The 23,786-nt window shown below is 55.4% G+C and carries 13 protein-coding genes; 11 read left to right on the top strand and 2 right to left on the bottom strand.

Annotation, left to right across the window (positions count from 1 at the left end):
• The first annotated feature begins 71 nt into the window (after positions 1 to 71).
• The 8 genes from H9S92_RS07040 to H9S92_RS07005 all read left to right on the top strand — a co-directional run bounded on the left by H9S92_RS07040 (position 72) and on the right by H9S92_RS07005 (position 14,407).
• Complete coding sequence (locus H9S92_RS07040) at positions 72 to 959, top strand: sugar phosphate isomerase/epimerase family protein (RefSeq protein ID WP_187466006.1); 888 nt, start codon at positions 72 to 74, stop codon at positions 957 to 959.
• Between the two features lie 293 nt (positions 960 to 1,252).
• On the top strand, positions 1,253 to 2,959 hold the full coding sequence (locus H9S92_RS07035; protein WP_187466005.1) for a substrate-binding domain-containing protein: 1,707 nt from the start codon (positions 1,253 to 1,255) through the stop codon (positions 2,957 to 2,959).
• Between the two features lie 203 nt (positions 2,960 to 3,162).
• A complete protein-coding gene (locus tag H9S92_RS07030; RefSeq protein ID WP_187466004.1) occupies positions 3,163 to 4,497 on the top strand; it encodes a sugar porter family MFS transporter in 1,335 nt (444 codons plus the stop codon).
• On the top strand, positions 4,494 to 5,426 hold the full coding sequence (locus H9S92_RS07025) for a carbohydrate kinase family protein (RefSeq protein WP_187466003.1): 933 nt from the start codon (positions 4,494 to 4,496) through the stop codon (positions 5,424 to 5,426). The genes H9S92_RS07030 and H9S92_RS07025 overlap by 4 nt, the downstream gene beginning before the upstream one ends.
• A 232-nt stretch (positions 5,427 to 5,658) precedes the next feature.
• On the top strand, positions 5,659 to 8,919 hold the full coding sequence (locus H9S92_RS07020; protein ID WP_187466002.1) for a SusC/RagA family TonB-linked outer membrane protein: 3,261 nt from the start codon (positions 5,659 to 5,661) through the stop codon (positions 8,917 to 8,919).
• Positions 8,920 to 9,038: 119 nt separating this feature from the next.
• A complete protein-coding gene (locus tag H9S92_RS07015) occupies positions 9,039 to 10,793 on the top strand; it encodes a RagB/SusD family nutrient uptake outer membrane protein (protein WP_187466001.1) in 1,755 nt (584 codons plus the stop codon).
• 104 nt (positions 10,794 to 10,897) lie between these two features.
• Entirely contained in the window at positions 10,898 to 12,718 is a 1,821-nt protein-coding gene (locus H9S92_RS07010; protein WP_187466000.1) for an FG-GAP-like repeat-containing protein, read from the top strand.
• A 24-nt stretch (positions 12,719 to 12,742) separates the two neighbouring features.
• Positions 12,743 to 14,407: a glycoside hydrolase family 32 protein gene (locus H9S92_RS07005; RefSeq protein ID WP_187465999.1), complete on the top strand. Its 1,665-nt coding sequence runs from the start codon at positions 12,743 to 12,745 to the stop codon at positions 14,405 to 14,407.
• Positions 14,408 to 14,598: 191 nt separating this feature from the next.
• Here the strand turns inward: H9S92_RS07005 and acs are convergent, their stop codons facing one another.
• Positions 14,599 to 16,503, bottom strand: a complete 1,905-nt coding sequence (acs, locus tag H9S92_RS07000) for an acetate--CoA ligase (RefSeq protein ID WP_187465998.1) — start codon at positions 16,501 to 16,503, stop codon at positions 14,599 to 14,601.
• 131 nt (positions 16,504 to 16,634) lie between these two features.
• Positions 16,635 to 17,534 (bottom strand): AraC family transcriptional regulator, encoded by a 900-nt coding sequence (locus tag H9S92_RS06995; RefSeq protein WP_187465997.1) that lies wholly within the window; start codon positions 17,532 to 17,534, stop codon positions 16,635 to 16,637.
• A 206-nt stretch (positions 17,535 to 17,740) separates the two neighbouring features.
• Here H9S92_RS06995 and H9S92_RS06990 point away from each other — a divergent pair, with 206 nt between their 5' ends.
• From H9S92_RS06990 to H9S92_RS06980, 3 genes are all read left to right on the top strand, one after another.
• Complete coding sequence (locus tag H9S92_RS06990) at positions 17,741 to 19,264, top strand: aldehyde dehydrogenase family protein (RefSeq protein ID WP_187465996.1); 1,524 nt, start codon at positions 17,741 to 17,743, stop codon at positions 19,262 to 19,264.
• A gap of 77 nt (positions 19,265 to 19,341) precedes the next feature.
• Positions 19,342 to 19,683, top strand: coding sequence for a DUF779 domain-containing protein (locus H9S92_RS06985; RefSeq protein ID WP_187465995.1), 342 nt, complete (start codon positions 19,342 to 19,344; stop codon positions 19,681 to 19,683).
• Positions 19,684 to 19,911: 228 nt separating this feature from the next.
• Positions 19,912 to 23,786, top strand: a 3,875-nt coding sequence (locus H9S92_RS06980) for a hypothetical protein (RefSeq protein WP_187465994.1), incomplete at its 3' end; no start/stop codon positions are given.

Here is a 23,786-nt window from a genome sequence, read left to right as displayed (position 1 = left end):
ATTCGACCTAAACAACTACATTTGCCCAAACCGACGGTGGCCTTTTCATCGGTCGATCAGCAAATCTCACTATGAATCGCCGTACTTTTCTGACGCAGACCAGCCTCCTCGGTGCTGCCGCTTTGCTCCCAATCTCCTCTTCTGTGCCTGCACAGCACCGGAAGCTGGGTTACCAACTTTTTTCCGTCCGGGAAGACATGGCCAAAGACCCTCTGGCTACGCTCAAAGCCCTGATCAAAATGGGCTACCAGGACTTTGAAGTGTACGGCTACGAGGCGGAAAAAAACACTATTTATGGCTATACCTCCGCTGAATTCAGGAAGGTGCTCGAAGACCTGAATGTAACGACCACCAGTGGCCACTTCATGTTCCATCCTTTGCTCGACAAGACGGACGACGAGTTGAAGCGATTCGTTGACCAGTGCATTACAGGGGCAACGACCATGGGGATGCCCTACATCACCTGGCCCTGGATGGCCCCCGAGCAACGAACCCTGGAAACTTTCCAACGCCTTCCGGAAAAACTGAATCGGATTGGCGAACAGATCAATGCCGCAGGGCTGGGCTTCGCCTACCACAACCACGACTTCGAGTTCATTGACTACGATGGGCAAACCGGCTACGACATCATTCTGAGGGAAACCGACCCCGCACTGGTTAAACTCCAGCTGGACCTGTACTGGGTGATGCATTCTTCCAAGCTCACGCCGAAAGAACTCATCCAAAACGCCCCGGGCCGCTACGTGATGTGGCACATTAAAGATATGCACAAGGTATCGCGCGATTACACCGAGCTGGGCAACGGCTCCATTGACTACCGGGAAGTTTTACCGGACCCGCAGGTCTCTGGGCTCGAGTACTACTATCTGGAACAAGGGGGCAACTTTGCGCACAACCCGCTGCAGAGTGCGGCAGACAGTGCGGCGTACTTTAAGGCGCATTTGCAGGGGGTGTTTTAGGAAGGGTGTAGTTGAACCACTCTAGCGCTGCGATTTTTTGCTGGCTCTTTTAACTGCGCTGACCGTCGCTGGGCCGTTAGGGTTTCCACCTCGACTCCCCCCAGCAGCTTTGCTGCCGCTTGAGCGTTACCTGCGGGGTGCAGTAGTACTTGGCGGTGTGAACTGGGGGCAAAACCCGCAAGCTGGTTTAGTAGACACGCTGTATTGGGGGTTGTTAGGTCCTAAGTGATTGACCGTCATTGGTCTGGCTGTTGAAAGGTGCTAAACCCTTACCTTCACGGAAAATTACTAAGTTGGGCAACTATTTTACGATTTTCTTACGGTTGCTGGTGTTTCTGGCTTTGTCCTCCTGCGGCTCGCCTGCGGCTAACGAAGCGTTGCCTGCCGCCATCAAGATTGGTTTTTCTCAGTGTTGCAATGACGGCTGGAGAGACGTGATGAACAAAGAGGTCATGCGGGAAGCGTCCTTGCACCCCGAAGTGTCCGTTTTATTCCGGGGGTCGAGCAACAACAGCAGGGAGCAAATTGCCCACATCAAAGGCTTAATAGAGGAGGGGATTGATGTGCTGCTGGTTTCCCCCAACGAATCAGCTCCGCTTACCCCCGTGCTGGAAGATGCTTATAAGGCAGGAATACCGGTGGTGCTGATTGATCGAAAAATTGAATCCAATTTGTACACTGCTTTTATCGGCGCGGATAATTATGAGGTGGGGCGTACTGCCGGGCAGTACTTGGCGGGCAAATTTCCGGCGGGTGGAAACATCATGGCCATAGAAATTCCCGAAACCATCTCGCCGGGAATGGCCAGAACGAAGGGCTTTAGCGAAGGTATTTCGGCGAACCCTGGCTTGCGCATTGTACGGGCGATCAGCGACGATATTGTGTTTGACAACCCAGACTCCCTGCGGCGCATGATCGTTGACAGTAAGGACATTGATATTGTCTTCTCCCACACGGACGTCTTGGCGGAGAAGGCGCACTCCTTTGCTCAGGAGAATGGGCTGGAGGACAGCCTTTTTTTTATTGGAATTGATGGTATCCCGGGCTCGGGCCGCGGCATCGAGGCCGTTAAGGATGGCATTCTGGATGCTTCCGTCCTCTACCCCACGGGCGGGGATGAGGCCGTCCGATTGATCATGGCCATCCTGCAAGGGCTGCCCTACCAAAAAGAGAACAAACTGGAGACCATCGTAATCGAACCAAGTAACGCTACCATCCTGCACAACCAGATGAAACGTGTGGATAAGTTGCAGGTCATGATTGACGAAGAAATCAGCCTACTGGCATCTCTCCAGGCTACTTACCGCAGCCAGCGGGTATTGATCACCGTGCTCCTCGCGGCGCTGCTAGGAGGGTTCATTCTGGCCGTTTCTTTATTTCGGTCCCTACGCACCAAGCAAGCCGCCAATGCAAGCCTACAGCAAAAAAACCGGGAAATCCTCGAAAGCCAGCGTCAACTGAAGCAGCTGGCGGAGCAGATGGCCGAAGCGGACGAGGTGACCTTTAATGAGGACAAACCATTTGATGTGGAATACTTCATTTCCCGTATCCAGCGGATGCTGCTAAAGCAGCAGCGCAACGGTGGGGTAAACCCGGAAGAGGAAACTGCCGCTAGCGGGGAGTCCAAATTAGACCAAGTGCTGCGGAAGGAGGAACTTTTGGCGGAAGACCACGACTTTCTGCAACGAATGGCTGCTTATGTAGAGGCCCACTACGCCGATTCGGATTTTAAAGCGACGGATCTTTGCCAGGAGTTGGGGGTATCTCGCTCCCACCTCTACCGCAAAGTCAAGGAGCTGATGGGGGAGGGGGTGATCAGTTACGTGGAGAACGTGCGTCTGCGCAATGCCGAAAGGCTCCTGCTGGATACCAACGACTCCATCGCAGAAATCGCCTACAGCGTTGGATATTCCACTCCTGAGTACTTTGCCAAGGTCTTCAAAGCCCGCTATCAACTGTCGCCTTCGGGTTTTCGAGACCGGCACCGCCAAGGGACATAATGACGGCCCTTCAAAATGGTCCGCAGCCCTTGGGACGATTTTACCAGTCGACAAATTTTTGCGAAAAAGGAGGCCTTAAATTGTTGATTATCAGCAATTTACCTGTTGGTGCGTAGTGGGACAATAGTGCAGAATCTTTGGTACTAATTTACCTCCCTAAAGTTTTTCATAAGTCGACATTTGCCAACATTAAAGTTGACAAATTGCAAAACAGTAAAATTTTATTCTGGTCTGTTGTAGTGGCTCTGGCCGGATTTCTCTTCGGCTTCGATACCGTAGTGATTTCGGGGGCCGACATTCCCTTACAGAAGCTGTGGGGGCGGGGTGAGCTGTTTCATGGGCTGGTGGTAATGGCCTCGGCGCTTTGGGGAACGGTTGCCGGTGCCCTGTTTGGGGGAATACCTACGGACCGCCTGGGAAGAAAAACTACCCTTCTTTGGATTGGCGTCTTCTATTTCGTTTCTGCGCTGGGTTCGGCCCTGGTAAGTGACCCTTGGGTTTTTGCCAGTTTACGTTTCCTGGGGGGCATTGCGGTAGGGGTCAGTACCATTGCGGCACCGACTTACATCTCTGAGATTGCTCCGGCGGCGGACCGCGGCAAGCTAGTGGCCACCTACCAGTTCAACATTGTGTTTGGCATCCTGGTAGCCTTTCTTTCCAACTACTTGCTGAGTGGAATGGGGGAAAATGCCTGGCGGTGGATGATTGGGGTGGAAGCGCTCCCGGCCTTCATCTACACCTTACTTGTTTTGGGGGTGCCCCGTTCGCCCCGCTGGCTCCTGACGCGGGGCAAGCAACCGGAGGAAGCGAAGCGGGTTTTGGCGCTCATTCATCCGGGCGCGGACGCAGGTGCAATGATGGCTGAAATAGCAGCGGAAGACCAACGAGCGGATAGCGCTGAGACGATTTTCCAAACCCGCTACCGGTTTCCTCTTCTGCTGGCTTTTCTGCTTGCCGCGTTCAACCAGTTTTCGGGGATCAATGCCTTTCTTTATTACGCGCCCCGCATTTTCGAGGCCGCTGGGCTGGAGCAGCGTTCGGCCTTATTGAGCAGCGTAGGGATTGGCGTGGTCAACCTGGTTTTTACCCTGCTAGGTCTTGCTTTAATTGATCGGTTTGGCCGTCGGCAGTTGATGTATATCGGTTCCGTGGGCTACATCATTTCTCTGAGTATGGTGGCTTTGGCCTTTGGGCTGGGCTGGCAGGGTTGGTACGTGCCCGGGTTTCTTTTTGTTTTCATTGCCGCACACGCTATTGGGCAGGGTACGGTGATCTGGGTGTTCCTCAGCGAAATTTTCCCCAATCACCTGCGGGCGAGTGGAACGTCTTTCGGGACTTCCGTGCACTGGGTATTGGCGGCGATTATTCCTTCACTGGTGCCGGTGCTTTTCTCTACGGTGGGTACCGCTCCGGTGTTTGCCTTTTTCGCTTTTATGATGGTACTGCAGTTGCTTTTCGTTTGGCGCATGATGCCCGAAACCAAAGGTATTCCGCTCGAAGCACTCGGTACTGTGCTCAAAACCAACATTGCCCAATGACTTCCACTGCACCTGCGACCGCGCCCCTTTACGATCGCCCGGCTTTTCCTGCCATTGTTTGTTTTGGGGAAACGCTCATCGATCTGATGCCCACCGCAAAGCGCATTGGAGGTGCGCCTTTGAACGTAGCCTACCACGTACAACGCTTGGGTGGCCGCAGTGCCATCATCAGCCGGGTTGGCCGCGACGAACTCGGCAAAGATATCCTGGCTTTTATCCGTGAACATGGCCTGGACGCTCTCCCCGTTCCGGTAGATGAAGTGCTTGAGACCGGAACGGTTGGGGTGACTTTTCGCAACCGCGAAACGCCGGAATACACGATACACGGCCCCGTCGCGTGGGATCAAATTGGCATTAGTGAGGAGACAAAAACTGCGGTAAGCATGGCGCAAGCGCTGGTTTTTGGCAGCCTGGCCGCGCGGTCGGAAACCAATTTAAGCCATTTACGGACGCTACTTTTTCTGGCGAGGGTGCGGGTAATGGACGTAAATCTCCGGGCACCTTTTTTTAACGAAAAGACGGTTCGGGAATTGCTTGGCCACGCCGACCTGGTGAAGGTAAACGAGGAGGAGCTCCGAGTGATTGGCGCTTGGTGTGGCTGGTGGGGAGATGACAGGGAATTACTGGGTAAAATGCTAGAAAAATTTGGGCTTGGGGCGGTGGTACTTACCCGGGGCGGCAAAGGAGCAACCCTGTTGGACCATAGTGGATATTACGAACACCCGGGCATTGCCGTGGAAGTGGCCGATTCGATTGGCGCGGGAGATGCCTTTCTGGCTGCTTTTCTGATCCGGTACCTCGGCGGAGAGGGCCCCGCGGTGAGCCTGGCTTACGCCTGTAGAGTTGGGGCGTACGTTGCCAGCCAAACGGGAGGTACGCCCAACTACAGTTTGAAAGACCTAGTGGTTGAAAAACGAATTCCGATCTAGCTTGGACTTGCCCTCGCGGCACTGAACTGCCTGGCCAAAACGCCACCATAGGTCGGCTATGCTGGCGTTTCGTCCACTTGTTCAGCGCCACGATCCCTTCGCCCAAGCTAAGCCCTAATTCATTCCTCAACCACTAGTGGTTGAAGAACGAATAAAAACCATGTAACTCACAACGGCACGATTTTCTGCGATGAAAAATAGGCCAGTATTATTTCACATTAACTAATCAACTATGAAACTGAAGTTACTTCTGCTGTTCGCCTTCTTTACGATAGGTTTACAGGTGTATTCACAACAAAACCTCAGCGGTACGATAACCGATGCGGAATCCGGTGATCCGCTGATTGGTGCTTCCATCATGCTGGAGGGGACTACCACGGGTACGGTGACCGATTTTGAGGGTAAGTATATGCTGAGCGTTACTCCGGACGCTACGCTGGTCGTGTCTTACACGGGCTACACGACCCAGCGCATAAAAGTTGAAGCGGGGCAAAGCGTGCTCAACTTGTCCCTTAGCTCTGGGGTCAACTTTGACGAGATAGTCGTTACTGGCTACGCGACTGAGCGTAAAAAGGACCTGCTCGGTGCGGTTGCCGTAATCAATATGGAAGAGATACAGGACGTGGCCAACCCAAACGTGCTGCAGAGCATCCAAGGGCGTACGGCTGGGGTCAACGTTGACCTTTCTGGAGACCCGGGCCAGGGTGCACGGGTGCAGGTGCGAGGGACCAGTACGCTGAACAACAACAATCCCCTCTACATTGTGGATGGGGTACCCATTGAACCTTTCAATACGGATGCCCTGGGTACGGGTTACGCGCAAAACTGGGGCCTCTCTTGGCTCAACCCGAATGATATTGAGTCGGTCCAAGTTCTTAAGGATGCTGCTTCTGCTTCGATTTACGGATCGCGGGCGTCCAACGGTGTAATCATCATTACTACCCGCCGGCCGAACAGTGGGAAGGGCAAAATCAGCCTAAACGTTCGCAGCAGTGTAGAGAGCTGGAACCGTTTCGATCAGCTTACGAATAACGAAGAGCGAGCGCGGGTTGAGTGGCAGGGAGCCGTAAATGACGGTTCAGACCCCAATGCTACGGGAGTTTACACTTACGAGTGGCGCCTAGACCCCAGCCTGGGGCCGGGCATCCAAGGCACGGGTGTTCCGGTGCTGGAACGGATCATTTATCCAGAGTGGCTGGACGAGGCCGATCAGCTCCGACCCTCTGGCCACCCCAATAGTGTGTACGGGGGTCGCATTGAGGAAGGGACGAACTATTGGGATGAGATCTCCCAGACGGGCTTGGTACAGAACTACGACATTTCCTTTACGGAAAGCGGCGAGCGGGGCGGCGTCATGTTTTCGGCCAACTACTTTAACCAGAAAGGGGTGGTCATTGAAACGGCTTACGAGCGGATTGGCCTCCGCTTGAATTCTTACCACAAGTTCTTCAATGACCGGATCACCATCGGGGAAAACCTGGCGGTGGTGCGCGGTGATCGTCAACTATTGGACAGCGGCTTTGGTGGTACGGCGGAGGCGGCTCCCTACCGTTACAAGACCATTCTACCGGTGCGAACGGAAGACGGCCGTTTCTCGGGTCCTCCCGGGGGCGGATTTTCGGACCGGGATAACCCGATCGCCCTGGCGTTTGATAATCGGGACGATAACGTCGATAACATTAAGATCTTTGGCAATGTCTACGCCAACGTGGACTTACTCCCTGGGCTTACTTTTAGCACAAACTTAGGGGTAGACTACGACAACATCAACTCACGGGATATTTTCAGGACTTATTCCCGTGGTTTCTTGGCCAACAACATTGCGGAATTGACGCTGACCCAAAGCCAGTTTGCCAGTATTGTCTTTAATAATACCCTGGCCTATAAGTTTGATGTAGGCAAGAATAATTTCAACATTCTGGTTGGGACGGAAGCGATTGAAAATACGCAGCGTTTCAGTTCGGCAACTGCCAGGGAATTTGCGTTGGAGACCAACGAGTACTTCCAGCTGGGTGCTGCTTCGGGGGAAAGGTCGAATAATGGCGGAGAGACGGGTTTCTCCCTATTTTCTTACTTCGGGAAGGTAGGGTACAGCTTTGACGACCGGTACTTGGCCTCCTTCACGTTGCGGCGTGACGGGTCATCCCGGTTTGGGGCGAACAACCGCTTTGCCGTATTTCCCGCTGCCTCCTTGGGTTGGAGAATCAGCCAAGAGCCATTCCTGGTCAACAACAACCTCATTTCCGATCTAAAAGTTAGGGTGGCTTATGGACAGACGGGCAACCAGTTTACGGCTAATGACGCCACATTGGCTTTGTACCGGGCGGTTTATGCTCCGCAGAACGTCGTCTTGCCCTGGGGAGGGGGCTGTGCCGAAACCGTTTGTAACGATGCGGCTACGGCTTACGATATCGGGAACAACGACAGTGGCATCCTTCCTTCTGGCTTCCTTGCCATCCAAACGGCCAACCCCGACTTGAAGTGGGAAACCTCCACCGAACTGAATTTTGGGATGGACTTTGGCCTGAAGAACGACGCCATCACCGGTACATTCGAGGTTTTCAATAAGATGACCGAGGACATTCTCATTATTCCTACGGCGATTGGTGCCTTTGGCGATGGTGCGCGTCGATTTGTAAACGCAGCAGATGTTAAAACCACGGGATGGGAGTTGACTTTGCAATATAATAGCTTAGTCAAGAAAAACTTTGGGTTCTCCGTGGGAGCAAATTTTGGCAGCTACCGAGCCATTATTACCGATCTGCCCGAAGACTTATGGACCTCCTACCCTGGCAATCAGGAACAGAACATCATCGGACAGGCCCCAAATGCTTTCTTTGGTTACCGCACCGACGGCATTTTCCAAAATGCCGAAGAAGTGGCGGCGCACGCATCGCAAACCGGTGCCCGCGTAGGCGCGCTCCGCTTCGTTGATCTCAACGGGGACAATGTAATTGATGCACTCGATCAGGAATACGATGATTCACGTGGAAATGGGGTAGCGGACGTTCAGTTTGGTGTGAACGTGCGCCTTGATTACAAGAACTTCGACCTTACGGTATTCGGCTGGGGAGCTCTGGGCCGCACGGTTGCCCCCGATGTTTTCCGAATGGAGCTGGGTTCTCTGAACAACGGTGAAAATGGTGGCGTTGCCCAGCTCGGCGCTTGGTCTCCTACCAACACCGATAGTTATATTCCTGCGATAAGCAATAGTAACCAGCCCTTTGGATTCTCGCTTGACTATAATTTGCGCAACGGTAACTTCTTTGCCTTCCGTCAGGCCACCATTGGTTATACCCTCCCTGCCGTATCTGGCCTCCGCAATGTTTTTTCCAATCTTCGCATATACCTGAGTGCTGAAAACCTGGGTTGGATTGTTGACCGCAATGGTCCCAACCAATTTCCGCACGTAGGCTGGCGCGTAGAGAACAACGTAGGGGGTTTGTACCCAAAACCATTGCGGATCTCGCTTGGCTTCAACGCAGGTTTTTAACATCCATTATTTTACGCTCCAGCTGGTGGGCTGGGCGCTGCAATATTCCTTTGCCTGCCTGCGGGATGGGAACGGAGCGGCACCCATTCCGCCCACAGGGCAACCAAAAATTGAATATCATGAATCGAAAAATTCAGATGCATACGTATCTTGCGATCTTCTCGCTGCTCCTCATCTTTACTTCCTGTAGCGAAGAATTCCTGGAATTTACGCCTACGGGGGTCGTATCGAGCGGCGATTTAGAAACCCCGGCGGCCGTAGAGGCAATGGTAGTTGCCGCTTACGCCAGTTTGGGTAACGACGGGTTACTTGCCCACCAGTACGGAGACCTCTGGGCCTGGGGTACTACCCGCTCCGACGATGGGTACAAAGGCGGGGGCGGTATTGGCGATCAATTTCCTACGCACCAAACGGAGGTTTTCACGCTCAATGACCCCAACAACTTTAATGCCAACCTCAACTGGCGGTGGATTTACGCGGGGATTTCGCGCGTAAACGACGCTATGCGTCGGATTAAGGCCATTGACCCCGCTGCTTACCAGGCCGAGGTAGGCGTGAGTGTGGACCAACGCCTGGCGGAAATGCGCTTTCTCCGGGGGCATTACCAGTTCATCCTAAAGATATTGCATAAATATCCCGTTTTCGTAGACGAGAATGTGCCGAAAGAGGAGATCATCAACATCTCCAACCGGGTACTTAGCGACCAAGAGGGGTGGGCCTACATTGCCGATGAATTCCGCGCCGGGGTTACTTCGTTGCCCGACGTGCAGGCGGATGAAGGGCGGCCAACCAAGAACGCCGCCCGGGCTTACCTCGCCAAAGTACTGATGTACAAAGCCTACATTCAGGATGATAACCATCAGGTAATCAGCATCAATGCTGCTGAATTGCAGGAAGCCGTCGACCTGATTACGACCATTGAGGGGACGAACGAATACGCTTTGCACGACGACTACGCAAAGAATTTCCTCTGGGAGTTTGAAAGCGGCATTGAATCGGTATGGGCCGTTATGCGTTCCATCAACGATGGGTCAAATCAGGGCAGAGGGAATTTCTCTACGGGCCTGACCTCCTCCCTTGGCCCCGGCTACGGGTGCTGCTCCTTTAACCAACCATCTCAGAACCTGGCCAATGCCTATAAGACCGACGAAAACGGACTGCCGCTGCATGGTGACTTCAACGCGGGGCTACAGATTCAATCCATCGAGGATACCCGGGCCACCAACATGGACCCCCGTATTGCGCATACCATCGGCCTGATCGGTATGCCGTTCAAGTATGACCCCAACCGGATATATGATGAATCTTATTCCCGCGTGCCAGGCGTGTACGGCTTTAAAATGGGGATGAAGGACCAGGAACTGCCCAGCTCACCGGCTTTCCGGCAGTATGAAGCTTTCTTCAGCATTGCCCGAAATACCGACCAGATCCGCTGGGCGGAGGTATTGCTGTGGAAAGCAGAGGCGCTCATTGAACTTAACCGCATTGGAGAGGCATTGCCGATCATCAATCAGATTCGGCGCCGGGCTATTTCTAACGCAAGTCTTTCGCGGATAATGGACGCTGGGGGTAACCCTACGGGCAACTGGAACGTGGGTGAATACACGGACTTGGGCAGCCAGGACAACGCCCGCCAGATTCTCCGGATGGAACGGCGGCTTGAACTTGCCTTTGAGTCGAAGCGGTTCTTTGATCTGGTTCGGTGGGGCATTGCCGAAGAAACGCTCAATCAGTACTTCAATGAAGAGCGTAGCCGAGTAGCGCACCTAACGGACGCTTTGTTTACGGCTGGCCGGGACGAGTACCTCGCCATCCCCCAGCAACAGATCACGATCTCCCAGGGGCTTTACGTTCAGAATCCCGGTTACAACTAGCTGCTTTACTGATTGCCCGACCATTCATGCTCCGGGGGCTAGCCCCCATAGCCTCCGGAGCATCTTTACCAATAAGCAGTTTTTAGTCTTTCAAATATTTTGTTATGCACGCACAAAAAATGCTTTATGTAATCTTTTCCCTCCTCGTCTCCCAGCTATACGCCCAACCATTTACCAGGGTGGAACTGGAGGCTGGCCTCGGGCATATCTCCGACAACAACGGCGTGGCCATTGCCGATTATGACCAGGACGGTTACGAAGACCTATTTTTCACAGGCTACCATAGTTTCGAGGCTAGGGCGGATTCCACCTGGAATCGATTAATGAGGAACAACGGGGACGGTACCTTTACCGATGTGACGATCGCGGCGGGCTTTACCGACCAATTCGTCAATACCGACATAATTGCTTCTTTGGGGGAGAAGATGGGTGCCTCTTGGGGCGATTACGACAACGACGGGTATCCCGATCTTTACCTGAGCAACAGCCGCAAGGACCAGTTGTACCACAACAACGGAGATGGTACGTTTACCGACGTGAGTGCCACCTCTGGCCTGATCGCTTGCAACGAATGTTACAGTGCAGGGGCTACCTGGTTTGACCATGACCGGGATGGCGATCTAGACCTCTACGTCAGTGTTCTCAACGGCCCGAATCTCGCCTACGAAAACTTAGGCAATGGTCGGTTCTCCCTATTTACAAACCTCCCCATACTTTTTAGTCAAAGCATTACCTGGACAACGGCTGCCCTAGACATTGGTAAAGATGGGTTTTTGGACCTCTACCTCGCTAATGACACCCAAAATAACCAATGCTTTGCCAACACCTCTGGGGTACATTACAACGACAACAGCCTGGCTTACCGCCTGGCAGATGAAGGGGCGGGAATGGGGATCGCCATAGGGGACTACAACAACGATGGCCTTTTCGATATCTACGTAACCAACATTTTTAATCATCACCCTAATCCGCTTTACAAAGACACCGGACAGCGTCGCTTTGAGGATGTAGCCCCAAGACTGGGCGTTGATAACACCGGATGGGGCTGGGGGGTACACTTTTTAGATGTCGATCACGACGGAGACGAAGACTTGTATGCCGTCAACGGAGTGGTCAGCAAACAATACATCGGCGGTGCCGAACAACAGGATGAACCCAATTATTTCTTTCAGAATACCTTAGTAGAAAATGGAGTAGAGGGCTTTTTGGATAAGACCGTAGAAACTGGATTAGGTGCTATGGAACGCGCCCGGGGGATGGAGGTTTTCGATTACGACGGGGATGGTGATTTAGATATTTTAATTGCCAATGTTGAATCTACGCCTATCCTCTTTCGTAACAATCTCGAAAACGATGGTGCCCGCAACTGGCTCAAAATCCGGCTGGAAGGAACCGCATCCAACCGTTCGGCTTACGGCACCGAAGTGAAGGTAACGGTGGGGGGCAAAACTTATTACCGCTGGCACCATGGCTCCGCTTTCTTTTCCCAGAGCCAGAAAGCCGTCCACATTGGCGTAGGTGCCGCCACCGAGGTGGAGGAAATTCAGATTACTTGGTTATCCGGTGCGGTAGAAACTTACCGTAGGATTGGGGTGAACCAGACCATCAACGTTACCGAAGGAGGAAGCCTCACCGACGTAGGCGATCCACCAGGGGGGCCAAGAGGAATTACGGCTGCGGCATTTCCCAACCCCTTTGACCAGGAAGTCAACCTCCGTTTTAAGCTTCCCGCTGGACAGGGTGTTTCCCTTGATGTTTTTTCCACAACTGGTCAACCCATTTGGCAAGCCAGTGCCACAGTGCCCGCTACCGGAACCGTAAGTTTTACTTGGAATGCCAGCGTCCATCCCAAAGGAACTTACTTCTACCGCCTCACTTCCGATAAGTCAGTAAGCACCGGCAAACTGCTGAAACAAAACAATTGACCACCACTAAGTAATTTTCTCAAAATGAAGATCTTCCTCCCATCTTTCTGCCTCCTGTTGCTGGCGCTGTTCGTATCGTGTCAGCCGGGTACCGGTGAGGATGGTACTGAAGCCGGCAGTAAAAAAACGGACCAACAATACGTTACTGACTTTCAGGAACCCCATCGGCCACAGCTTCATTTCACCCCTCGGGAAAAATGGATGAACGATCCCAACGGGATGGTCTATTACGAAGGGGAATACCACCTTTTTTACCAATACTATCCCGACAGTACCGTGTGGGGCCCCATGCATTGGGGGCACGCAGTAAGCGAAGACCTGGTACACTGGGAGCACCTCCCCATCGCACTCTACCCCGATACCCTGGGATGGATATTCTCCGGTAGCGCAGTTATTGACAAAAACAATACCAGCGGACTCGGTAAGGACGGTAAGGGCCCGCTGATCGCGATCTTCACTTACCACAATTCGGTAATGGAAAAAGCCGGAAGGCAGGATTACCAATACCAGGGCATCGCCTACAGCAACGACAAAGGACGAACCTGGGAGAAGTACGCAGGCAACCCGGTAGTTCCCAACACTACGCCCATCAGAGATTTCCGAGACCCAAAGGTTAGCTGGTACGAAAAAGGGGGATACTGGCTAATGGTCTTTGCCGCCCAAAACCGGATGATGTTCTGGAAAAGCCCCAACCTCATCGATTGGGAATTCCTGAGTGAATTTGGTGAAACCTACGGCACGCACGCCGGCGTATGGGAATGCCCCGACTTTTTCCCGATGAAAGTAGTCGGTGACGGTACTACAAAATGGGTCTTGATCGCGAGCATCAACCCTGGTGGACCCAATGGTGGGTCGGCCACGCAGTACTTTGTGGGAGACTTCGATGGTAAGGTGTTTACGCTTGACGAAACCTTCAAACCGGATGTTACCGCAGAGCAAGCAGTTTGGCTGGATTACGGAAGAGACAACTACGCCGGGGTAACGTGGTCTAATATCCCCGAAAGCGACGGCCGGCGCCTGTTCATCGGCTGGATGAGTAACTGGCAATATGCCCGCGAAGTTCCCACCGAAAAATGGCGAAGTGCCTCTACGCTTCCCCGTAAACTGGAGCTTCATCGCCTGCCGGCCGGTTACCGGGTATTCTCAACACCCGTAAAGGAGTTGCAACAACTTCGCCGCAACGAAAAGGTGCTCGCGGGTAGCACCATGGACAAAACACCCCTGCCCCTTGAATCCTTGTTTGCACCTGCGGCCACGCCAGAAAAGAATGCGTCGGGTACCTATGAGTTGATCCTCGATTTTCTTATCACGTCACCCGAAGCAAGCCCCTTCGGCGTGTTGTTAAACAATGATTTGGGCGAAGCCTATCGGGTAGGTTACCACCCCGGAAATCAGGAGTTTTTCAGTGACCGCCGGGAAAGCGGAGACCATTCTTTTTCCGAAGCATTTGCTGATAAAGTTACTCGTGCGCCCCGCGTTGTTCAATCCGATACCGTGCAAATGCACCTCTTTTTCGACCATGCTTCCGCAGAGCTGTTTGGAGATGAGGGAGCCACCGTGATCACGGATATTTACTTCCCCGGGGAAATATTTAATCACATTAGCCTGTATCAGGAAAGGAGTGGAGGCGTAAAATTCCTCGGTGGAAAGTTTTATCCCCTGAACAGTATATGGCCAGCTAAAAAATAAGAGCGTGTCGGGGGTGGTAAGGACTGAGAACCAATGCGTTTGCTGCGTAGCAAACGCATTGGTTCTCCGGAAGTAAAAATCCAAACGAACGCTAAGCGCTTAGACAAGCTCTTAGTGGTGAAAAACCCCGCGCAGCGGAAAAGCGCAGTTCCCCGGAGGGAGTACGGGTTCATCCCAATTAATTAGACAGCCTACACCCTCCCCAAAATCAATTCCTCCACCACCTCGGGGTTGAGCAGCGTACTCACGTCCCCCAAGGAATCCTGCTCGCCGGCGGCGATTTTGCGGAGGATGCGGCGCATGATTTTACCCGAGCGCGTTTTGGGGAGGGCGGAGACGAACTGGATCTTATCGGGCTTCGCAATGGGGCCGATTTCCTGGCGGACCGTCGCGACAATCTCTGCTCTTAAGGCATCGTCGGCACCTGCGCCCGCGCCCACAATAACGTAGGCGTAAATGCCCTGGCCTTTGATGTCGTGGGGATAGCCCACCACGGCGGATTCCACTACCTGGGGGTGCTCATCGATGGCGTTTTCCACCTCGGCCGTGCCGAGGCGGTGGCCGGAGACGTTGACCACGTCGTCAACCCGCCCGATGATGCGGTACATGCCGTCGGCGTCCCGCCGCGCGCCGTCGCCGGTGAAGTACATGCCGGGGATGGTGCTGAAGTAGGTGTGTTTACAACGCAGGTGATCGCCCCAGGTGGTGCGCAGGATGCTGGGCCAGGGGAATTTGATGGCGAGCAATCCCGCCGCGGGGTTGCCCTCCTCTTCCTGCATCGTGTTTTTATCGACCAGGCAGGGCTGGATGCCCGGCAGTGGATAACCGGCGAAGGTGGGTTTTTGCGGACTGTGTCCGCCCATGCCGGAGATCATCATGCCTCCGGTCTCGGTTTGCCACCAGGTGTCGACCACCGGCACGGTGTCCTTGCCAATGTGCTTTTTGTACCACTCCCAGGCTTCTTCGTTGATGGGCTCACCCACCGAGCCGATCACTTTGAGGTGGCTCAGGTCGTAGCCCTCCGTGAATTCGTCGCCCTGCGCCATGAGCGCGCGAATGGCCGTGGGGGCGGTGTAGAATTGGTTGACTTTATGCTTAGCACATACCTCCCAGAAGCGGCCCGCGTCGGGGTAGGTCGGTACGCCCTCGAACATCAGCGAGGTCGCGCCGCAGAGCAGCGGGCCGTAGACGATGTAGCTGTGGCCGGTGATCCAGCCAATGTCGGCCGTACACCAGTAGACGTCGCCGGGCTGGTACTGGAAAACGTTGAGGAAGCTGTAGGCGGTGTATACCATGTAGCCGCCGCAGGTGTGGACGACGCCCTTGGGCTTGCCCGTGCTGCCGGAGGTGTAGAGGATGAACAGGACGTCTTCGGCGTCCATTTCCTCTGCCGGACATTCCGCCGCTTGACCGTCCACTTTTTCGTGGTACCAGACGTCGTAGCTTTCGTCCCAGGCAATTTCCTCACCGGTATTGCGGTGCACCAGCACGGTTTGCACGCTGGGGCAGCCGATGGCCAGGGCTTCGTCGACGATTTCCTTCACGCCGATGTTCTTGTTCCCGCGCTTATTGTAGTCGGAACAGATGATCATTTTGCAGTCGGCGTCGTTCACCCGGTCGGCCAGGGCCTGGGCGCTGAAGCCGGCAAAGACCACGGAATGAATGGCCCCGATGCGGGCGCAGGCGAGCACGGAAATGGCCAGCTCGGGCACCATCGGCATGTAAAAACAAACGCGATCGCCCTTGCCGATGCCGAGTTCGCGCAGGGCATTTCCGGTTTTGCAGACTTCCTCGTAGAGTTCCCGGTAGCTGATGTGGCGTGCGGGGTCACCCGGCGCGTTGGGTTCAAACAGCAGGGCCGTTTGCTGGCTGCGGGTGGCCAGGTGGCGGTCCAGGCAGTTTTCCGTGATGTTCAGCTTGCCACCCTGGAACCACTTGATGTTAGGTTCTTCAAAGTTCCATTCCAGTACATGGTCCCACTTTTTCCGCCAGTTGAAGGTGCTGGCCTGTTTGGCCCAGAAGCCTTCCGGATCGTTGACGGAGCGGGCGTATTCGGATTGGTAGTGTTCAAAAGAGGTGATTTGGGTAGGTAGCATGATCTGAATGATGGTCAGTTGGAGGTTTAATGGGTGGCAATGTAATAACTACTCGCTTTTTGGGGCGCGGCCGCAGGTGCTCCCCCCCGACCCCCCGAAGGGGGGGAGAAGGGACAGAGGAGCGGGGGAGGTCAACTGGCCTGGGCCTGAAAGCGGGCGGGGCTGATCCCGAACTGCCGTTTGAACATGCGGGTGAAGTAGCTGGCGCTGTTGAACCCGGCCTGCAGGGCAATCTCCTGGATGCTCAGGGATTCGTACTGCAGCAGCCGCCTGGCCAGCTTGATGCGTTCGGCGTTGATGAAATCGACCGGCGAAATGCCCATCTCATTTTTGAAGGCCCGGTGGAAGCCCGATTCGCTCATGCAGGCCAGGCGGCTGAGGCTGGCGATGGTCAGCTTATCGTCCAGATGATTGAGGATGTAGGAAACGGCGGCGGTGATGGGTTGGCTGGTGGCCAGGTTATTGGGGTCGAGCAGGTGCTGTTCGCGGGACTCCGCCTCGAGCAGCCGGATGAGCAGTTCACGTAAGGACATCCCGACAAAGAGATCCCGCGCCGGGTGTTTTTCGGCGTAGAGGTAAACGAGGCGCTGCAGGAGCTGGGTGATGCCGGGGTCGTTGGTGAAGTGGAAATTGTTGTGTTCCCGCTTCCAGTCTTTGCCGTCGGAGCGCGGGCGGCGCTCGTTCATGCCGTCCAGCACCTTGTTGATCTCCGCAGGGTCTACCTCCAGCGCCAGGCACTTCGTGGCGCTGCCGGGCCGCGCGTCGGGGAAGTCGATCACCATTAGCTCGTCCGGGGGCAATAAGACGGATTCGCCGGGCAGGAAATTGAAGCCGGGCCGGTCGCGCAGGTGCATCACCTTACGGCCCTGGATCATGCTGGCCAACACCGGTTTATCGAAACGCAAATGCACGGCACCGGCCTCCTCGTGGGTCTCGAAAAGACTGAGTGCGGAGCTGTCGGCGGTGAAAGTGGTCCGGTTTTCCACCAGGGTCTGCAGCTGGCGGACGGGCAAGGACTGAACGTTGAGCATGATCGGTTTTTCAGAACAATGTATAAATGTAGGTATAAAAAGCCGTAGCGCAGGTGGTGGTTCGCGCCAATTGCCATACAAATGTAGGATTGTGCAATTCCTTGGGTGGATTGTGCAAGGGGGCGGGGAGGAGGACGGACTACTTTTGGAGGTATCAAGCGGCGCACTGTTTTTGGGTGCCCCCATCACATTAAAATCGATCGATCATGAGTACCACAGCAACCACCTCTTCTCCTACGCTTTCGCGTCCTAAGTTTAAGGACCAGTACGAAAACTACATCGGCGGCGAATGGGTCGCCCCCACCAACGGAGAATACTTCGACAACATCTCGCCGGTAGACGGCAATTCCTTCACGCGCATCCCCCGCTCCACGAAGGAAGACATCGATAAGGCCGTTGCCGCGGCCTGGAAGGCAGCCGACCACTGGAACAACACCTCGGCCACCGAGCGCAGCAACCTCCTCCTCAAGATTGCCCAGGTGATGGAAGATAACCTCGAAGTCCTGGCCCGCGCCGAGACCTGGGACAACGGCAAGTCCATCCGTGAAACCCGGGCGGCGGATTTGCCCCTGGCCATCGACCACTTCCGCTACTTCGCTGGCGTCATCCGCGGCGAGGAAGGCGGCGTCTCCGAGCTCAACAGCAGCACCGTTTCCATGAACGTCTGGGAGCCCCTCGGTGTCGTCGGGCAGATCATCCCCTGGAACTTCCCCCTCCTGATGGCGGCCTGGAAGATCGCCCCCGCCCTGGCTGCCGGCAACTGCATCGTGCTCAAGCCCGCCGAGCAAACCCCCGTCGGCATCCTCATCCTGATGGAACTCATCGACGGCATCCTGCCCGCCGGCGTGCTCAACATCGTCAACGGTTTCGGTATCGAAGCCGGTAAGCCCCTGGCCAGCCACCCCGACATCTGCAAGATTGCCTTCACCGGTGAAACGACCACCGGCCAGCTCATCATGCAGTACGCCAGCAAGAACATCATCCCCGTTACCCTGGAGCTCGGCGGCAAAAGCCCCAACATCTTCATGAAAAGCGTGATGGATGCCGACGACGCCTTCTTCGATAAGTGCCTCGAAGGTGCCGCCATGTTTGCCCTCAACCAGGGCGAGGTCTGCACCTGCCCCAGCCGCATTCTGGTGGATGAATCCATCTACGACCGGTTCGTCGAACGCTTCATCGAACGGGTCAAGGCCATTAAAATGGGCCACCCCCTCGATCCCTCCACCATGATGGGTGCCCAGGCCAGCAACGACCAGTACGAGAAAATCCTCAAGTACATCGAAATTGGCAAGGAAGAGGGTTGTGAAGTCCTCGCGGGCGGCGGCCCCGCCTTCGTCGATGAGCTCTCCGGCGGCTTCTACATCCAGCCCACCGTGCTGAAGGGCAACAACAAGATGCGCGTCTTCCAGGAAGAAATCTTCGGTCCCGTAGTCTGTATCACCACCTTCAAGGACGAAGCCGAGGCCATCGAGATCGCCAACGATACCCTCTACGGCCTCGGGGCTGGCCTCTGGACGCGGGACACCCACGAAGCCTACGGCATGGCCCGCAAGATCAAAGCCGGCCGCGTCTGGGTCAATTGCTACCACGATTACCCCGCCCACGCCCCCTTCGGTGGCTACAAGAAATCCGGCATCGGCCGCGAAAACCACAAGATGATGCTCGATCATTACCGGCAGACGAAGAACATGCTCATCAGCTACAGCAAGGAAAAATTGGGCTTCTTCTAGGCTAGTTTCTTCCCGATTCCCCAAAACCTACGCCGGCTGGAGCACTGTTTCCAGTCGGCGTTTTATTTACCAAAATCATGCCCAAAGTAGACATTACCGACGCCGCGCGCGCCGTCATCGATACCCTGCGCGCCCAGCACGGCGACCTCATTTTTCACCAGAGCGGCGGCTGTTGCGACGGCTCCGCGCCGATGTGCTTCCCCGACGGAGAGTTTTTCATTGACGATAACGACGAGTTGCTCGGGGAGGTCCACGGCTGCCCCTATTACATGTCCAAATTTCAGTATGAATACTGGCAGCATACCCACCTGACCCTCGACGTCACCCCGGGCCGGGGTGCCAGTTTTTCGGCGGAAATTCCGCTGGGGCTACGCTTCGTGGTCAACTCACGCATCCTTACCGAAGCCGATCTGGAGTAGGGCGCGGACGCAGGTGCCGGGGCGTTAGGACAAGGGAGCAGAGGAAGCCTGGGAGGATGAGGGATTTGACCACCAACAAGGCCCCACCAGGCTGAATGCAATCCGTACAAACATATTTTTTTCTTTAATCCTTGGTGTTTGCTTCCTTCTGGTGTTATTTTTACCCTCAATTGCGCTTCGCCCTTGGGGAAGCCCTGCCTTATAATCTCGAATTTTAAAGACGACCCAATGAAGAATTTTTTACCCAGAATGGGCCGAATAGGCCTGATCTGCCTGCTCTTACTCAGCGGGCTTACTGCGTTTGCCCAACCGGTCAACGACCTTTGCGCCGACGCCATTGTCCTCACTATGCCAGGGTGCTACAACGGCACCACCATTGACGCAACTGCCCAGAACCCGAACGGAGCAGCCACCTGTGGGACTGGTGCCGATGCGGAAGGAGAAGGCGTTTGGTACACCTTCGTGGGTGATGGGAATACCTGGACCTTCATGTTCCCGGAAGGTCCTGATTGGGATCCAGAAGTCAACGTCTACAGCGGCAGCTGCGCCAGCCTGACCTGTGTTACTGGCGACGACGATAGTGGGCCCGGTCTTGACGCGCTGGTGATGGTGGTCAACACGGACCCCAACCTTACCTATCTTATGTATGTGCACGACGCCTTCGTGGGTACCACTTCGGACTTTGCATTTTCCCTGGAAATAGACGGTATTGTCGACATGACCCCTCCCGTCGTGGCCTGCCCCGAGTTCACGGCCAACTTCAACGCTTGTGCGGACGCTATCTTCCCGAACTCCCCCACGGGCACCTTTTTCCCCATCGGGGATTTGAGTGATTTCTCCGTTGCTGCCGGCGGTATTTACGTTGCATCTTTCGACCTGTCTGCCTGCGTAGATGACAACTGCTCCGAAGATTTCGAGGCTGCCTTCGTTGATTCTTACGAAGAAAACCGGGTCCCCGGCTGCTCCGTAGACATCATCAACGTGGTGGTCATTCGCGACGAAGTGGGCAACCAGGCGGCGGATTCCATTTTCTTCCGCTCCACGATCGCCTTCGACGGCGAGGCACCCGTGTTCACCGTCTGCCCAGCGGATTCCCTTATCGACTGCGGCGTAGTGCCCGTCGTTGATGCCGACGATGCTACCGCCACTTCTGGTTGTGGCACGCCCGTCATTACCGTTTCTGATGCGGTTGTCGTAGGTGCGCCAGATATGGCTGGTACGACCTACACCTTTACGTATACCGCCACCGACGGTTGTGGCCAGATTACGACCTGCGAGCAGGTCTTCACCGTCCAGGATACCACCGCCCCCATCATCATCTGCGAAGCCATTGAGGTAGCCCTCGACAGCACCGGCAACGTAACGATTGCCAACGGTGACGCCGTTGTCAGCATCGAGGACAACTGTGGCGGCAACCTTTCTGGCCCTTTCACCGTAGGTGGTCCGACCGCCCGGATGTTCGATTGCTTGGACGCCGACTCCACTTACCAGCGCACCGTAGTGGTTACGGACGCCAGCGGCAACCAAGGCAGCTGCACTTACGACGTATCAATCATCGACACGATCGCCCCCGTCATCGTCTGCGAAGCCATTGAAGTGGCGCTCGACAGCACCGGCAATGCCACGATCGAAAATGCTGACGCAGTGGTGAGCATCTACGACAACTGCCCCGATGATTTGAGCGGTCCTTTCACCGTTGGCGGCCCGACCTTTCGGACCTTCGATTGCTCTTTTGCTGACTCTACCTTCCAGCGCACCGTCGTCATTACGGATGCCAGCGGCAACCGCGGCGAGTGCACCTACGATGTCACGGTGGTCGATAATATCGCCCCCGTCATCGTCTCTTGCGTAACGGATACGACCATTTACCTGGACGAAAACGGCTTTGCCTCCATCGCTCCCGGCGAATTGCTGGTGACCGAAGATGCCTGCCCACCCCTGGTGTTGGTAGGTGACCCGCTGGTAGCCTTCGACTGTGCGTCAGCTGGTGAGTCTTTCGTATTCAATGAGTCTGACGTCGACGCTTCCGGCAACGTAAGCGAGGTGTGTACCATCACGATCACGGTGCTGGATACGGTTTCCCCCGTTGCCATTTGCCAGAACGTGACCATTGAGCTCGACGAAGAAGGCAATGCCTCCATCGCCGCTGGTGCTACTGGTACGCCTACTGCCGTAACGGAAGTAAGTGGTTCCCTGGACGTGGGCGATCTCCAGTTTGCCCGCCCGAACGCCAACGGTTTGACTTGTGGCACGACATCTCCCGCCGACCACTACTACGAAGTGTTCAACTTCACGATCTCGGCTGAAGACATGTACACCTTCACGATGATGGATGTGCTTGGCCCCGACTTCTACTTCATCCTTTACGAAGGAGGTTTTGATCCGGCGCTGCCTTGCGCCAACTTCCTGGCGGGCGACGATGACGGTCCCGGCAGTACTGAGCCAGAGTTGATGATTCAACTGACGCTTGTTCCCGGCAACTACACTCTGGTCACTAGCACCTTCTCCGGAAACGTTCCGGATGGACCTTACACCTACACGATCAGCAGCGCCAACGGTGGCCAGGTCTTTGCGGCCGGCGACGGTGGCGGCGGCAGCAGCGATGCACCCCTGGTCGACGGCGGCTCTTCTGATGCCTGTGGCATCGCGACTTACGCGGTCAGCCAAGCGGACTTCACCTGCGCCAACGTAGGCCCCAACGTGGTTACCCTGACGGTAACGGACGTGAACGGCAACAGCGCCAGCTGCGAAGCTACGGTAACGGTAGAAGACAACATCGCTCCCGAGATCGTTGTCACGCCCCAAACGGTAGTATTGAGCAACGCCACGGGAACGGCTACCCTGACGGTTGCCGACCTGGCTACCGCCACGGACATCTGCGGCATCGCCTCTTTGACGGCCAGCCAGCTGCTCTTCACCTGCGAAGACATCGGCGAGGTGGAAGTGATCATCACCGCCACCGACGTCAATGGCAACGTAACGACGGCCCCGGTCATCGTAACGGTAGAGTTCCTGCAGCCCAACCTGTCCTGCATCGGCGAGATCAACCTGACCTTGAACGACGATTGCCAGGGCCTGCTGATCCCCCGCATGGTGCTGACGGGCAACGTAGCTTGCCTGGACGTCTTCGGTTTTGACATCACGGTCATGGACAGCGACCCGAGCAACGGCCCGATCATCGACGGCTGCGGCAGCTTCCAGTACATGATCCGCTCTACTTCCCAAAGCGGAGCTACGACCAACGGCTTCACGGGCGCCTTTGCTCCTGCCAACTGGACGGTAAACGCCACGGGTGCCGAAGCTTCTGCAACGTTTACGCCCACTACGCTGGAAATCACTTCCGGTGTAGTGAACGATGGCGACTTCAGCAACTCCGACGACATCACGGTCTCTTACCAGTTCGCAAGTGCAGGTACGGTCAACTTTGACGTCGACTACGAACTGGAGACGGAGATCATTGAAGACATTCTGATCATCGACTTCGACGGCAACATCATCTTCCAGTCCATCGGCAACGAAGGCACGACTGGCCCGATTGAGTCCGGCAACTTCAACGTAAATGAAGACGTCCCCGCTGGCAGCACGCTGATGATCATGCTCGAAGGCGATGACTTCTCTACCTCTGGCAACATCAGCCGGGTAACGATCAGCAACTTCAGCTTTGGTGGTGGTGAACTGCTGGGCCTCGACTTCGAGACCTGCTGGGGCATCGTCAACGCCGAAGACAAGACGCCGCCAGCGGTTGTCACGGAAGTTGAAGACGTGAACCTGCTCTGCGTAGACCTTGACGCGAACACGCTGACGACGCTTCCGGCCAACATCAGCAAGTGCTACGAAGTATTCTCCAACAACCGCAGCGCTACGGCTTCCGGCCAAGTTGGTGCGGTAGCTGGCACGACGGTAGCGGGTACGATGGCCCCCCAGCTGCGGGCCCGCCTGCTGGCCGGTGGCCTGACGCCGCTGCTGCCGACCTTCACGGACGGCTGCACGGACCGTATCCGGGTGTGCGTCAACGACGTGGTGGCCTACGACGCCGAAGACCCCCTGTGTGAAGATGTCATCCTGACGCGCACCTTCACGGCTACGGAGATTGCCGTCTGCCC

The organism is Neolewinella lacunae, assembly GCF_014349155.1.
Classification (GTDB): domain Bacteria; phylum Bacteroidota; class Bacteroidia; order Chitinophagales; family Saprospiraceae; genus Neolewinella; species Neolewinella lacunae.
This window is presented reverse-complemented; position numbering and strand designations above follow the sequence as displayed.

Coding starts and splice junctions, on each gene's coding strand:
- H9S92_RS07040 (WP_187466006.1), top strand. CDS start 72: ATGAATCGCCGTACTTTTCTGACGCAGACCAGCCTCCTCGGTGCTGCC.
- H9S92_RS07025 (WP_187466003.1), top strand. CDS start 4,494: ATGACTTCCACTGCACCTGCGACCGCGCCCCTTTACGATCGCCCGGCT.
- H9S92_RS07020 (WP_187466002.1), top strand. CDS start 5,659: ATGAAACTGAAGTTACTTCTGCTGTTCGCCTTCTTTACGATAGGTTTA.
- H9S92_RS07015 (WP_187466001.1), top strand. CDS start 9,039: ATGAATCGAAAAATTCAGATGCATACGTATCTTGCGATCTTCTCGCTG.
- H9S92_RS07010 (WP_187466000.1), top strand. CDS start 10,898: ATGCACGCACAAAAAATGCTTTATGTAATCTTTTCCCTCCTCGTCTCC.
- H9S92_RS07005 (WP_187465999.1), top strand. CDS start 12,743: ATGAAGATCTTCCTCCCATCTTTCTGCCTCCTGTTGCTGGCGCTGTTC.
- acs (WP_187465998.1), bottom strand. CDS start 16,503: ATGCTACCTACCCAAATCACCTCTTTTGAACACTACCAATCCGAATAC.
- H9S92_RS06995 (WP_187465997.1), bottom strand. CDS start 17,534: ATGCTCAACGTTCAGTCCTTGCCCGTCCGCCAGCTGCAGACCCTGGTG.
- H9S92_RS06990 (WP_187465996.1), top strand. CDS start 17,741: ATGAGTACCACAGCAACCACCTCTTCTCCTACGCTTTCGCGTCCTAAG.
- H9S92_RS06985 (WP_187465995.1), top strand. CDS start 19,342: ATGCCCAAAGTAGACATTACCGACGCCGCGCGCGCCGTCATCGATACC.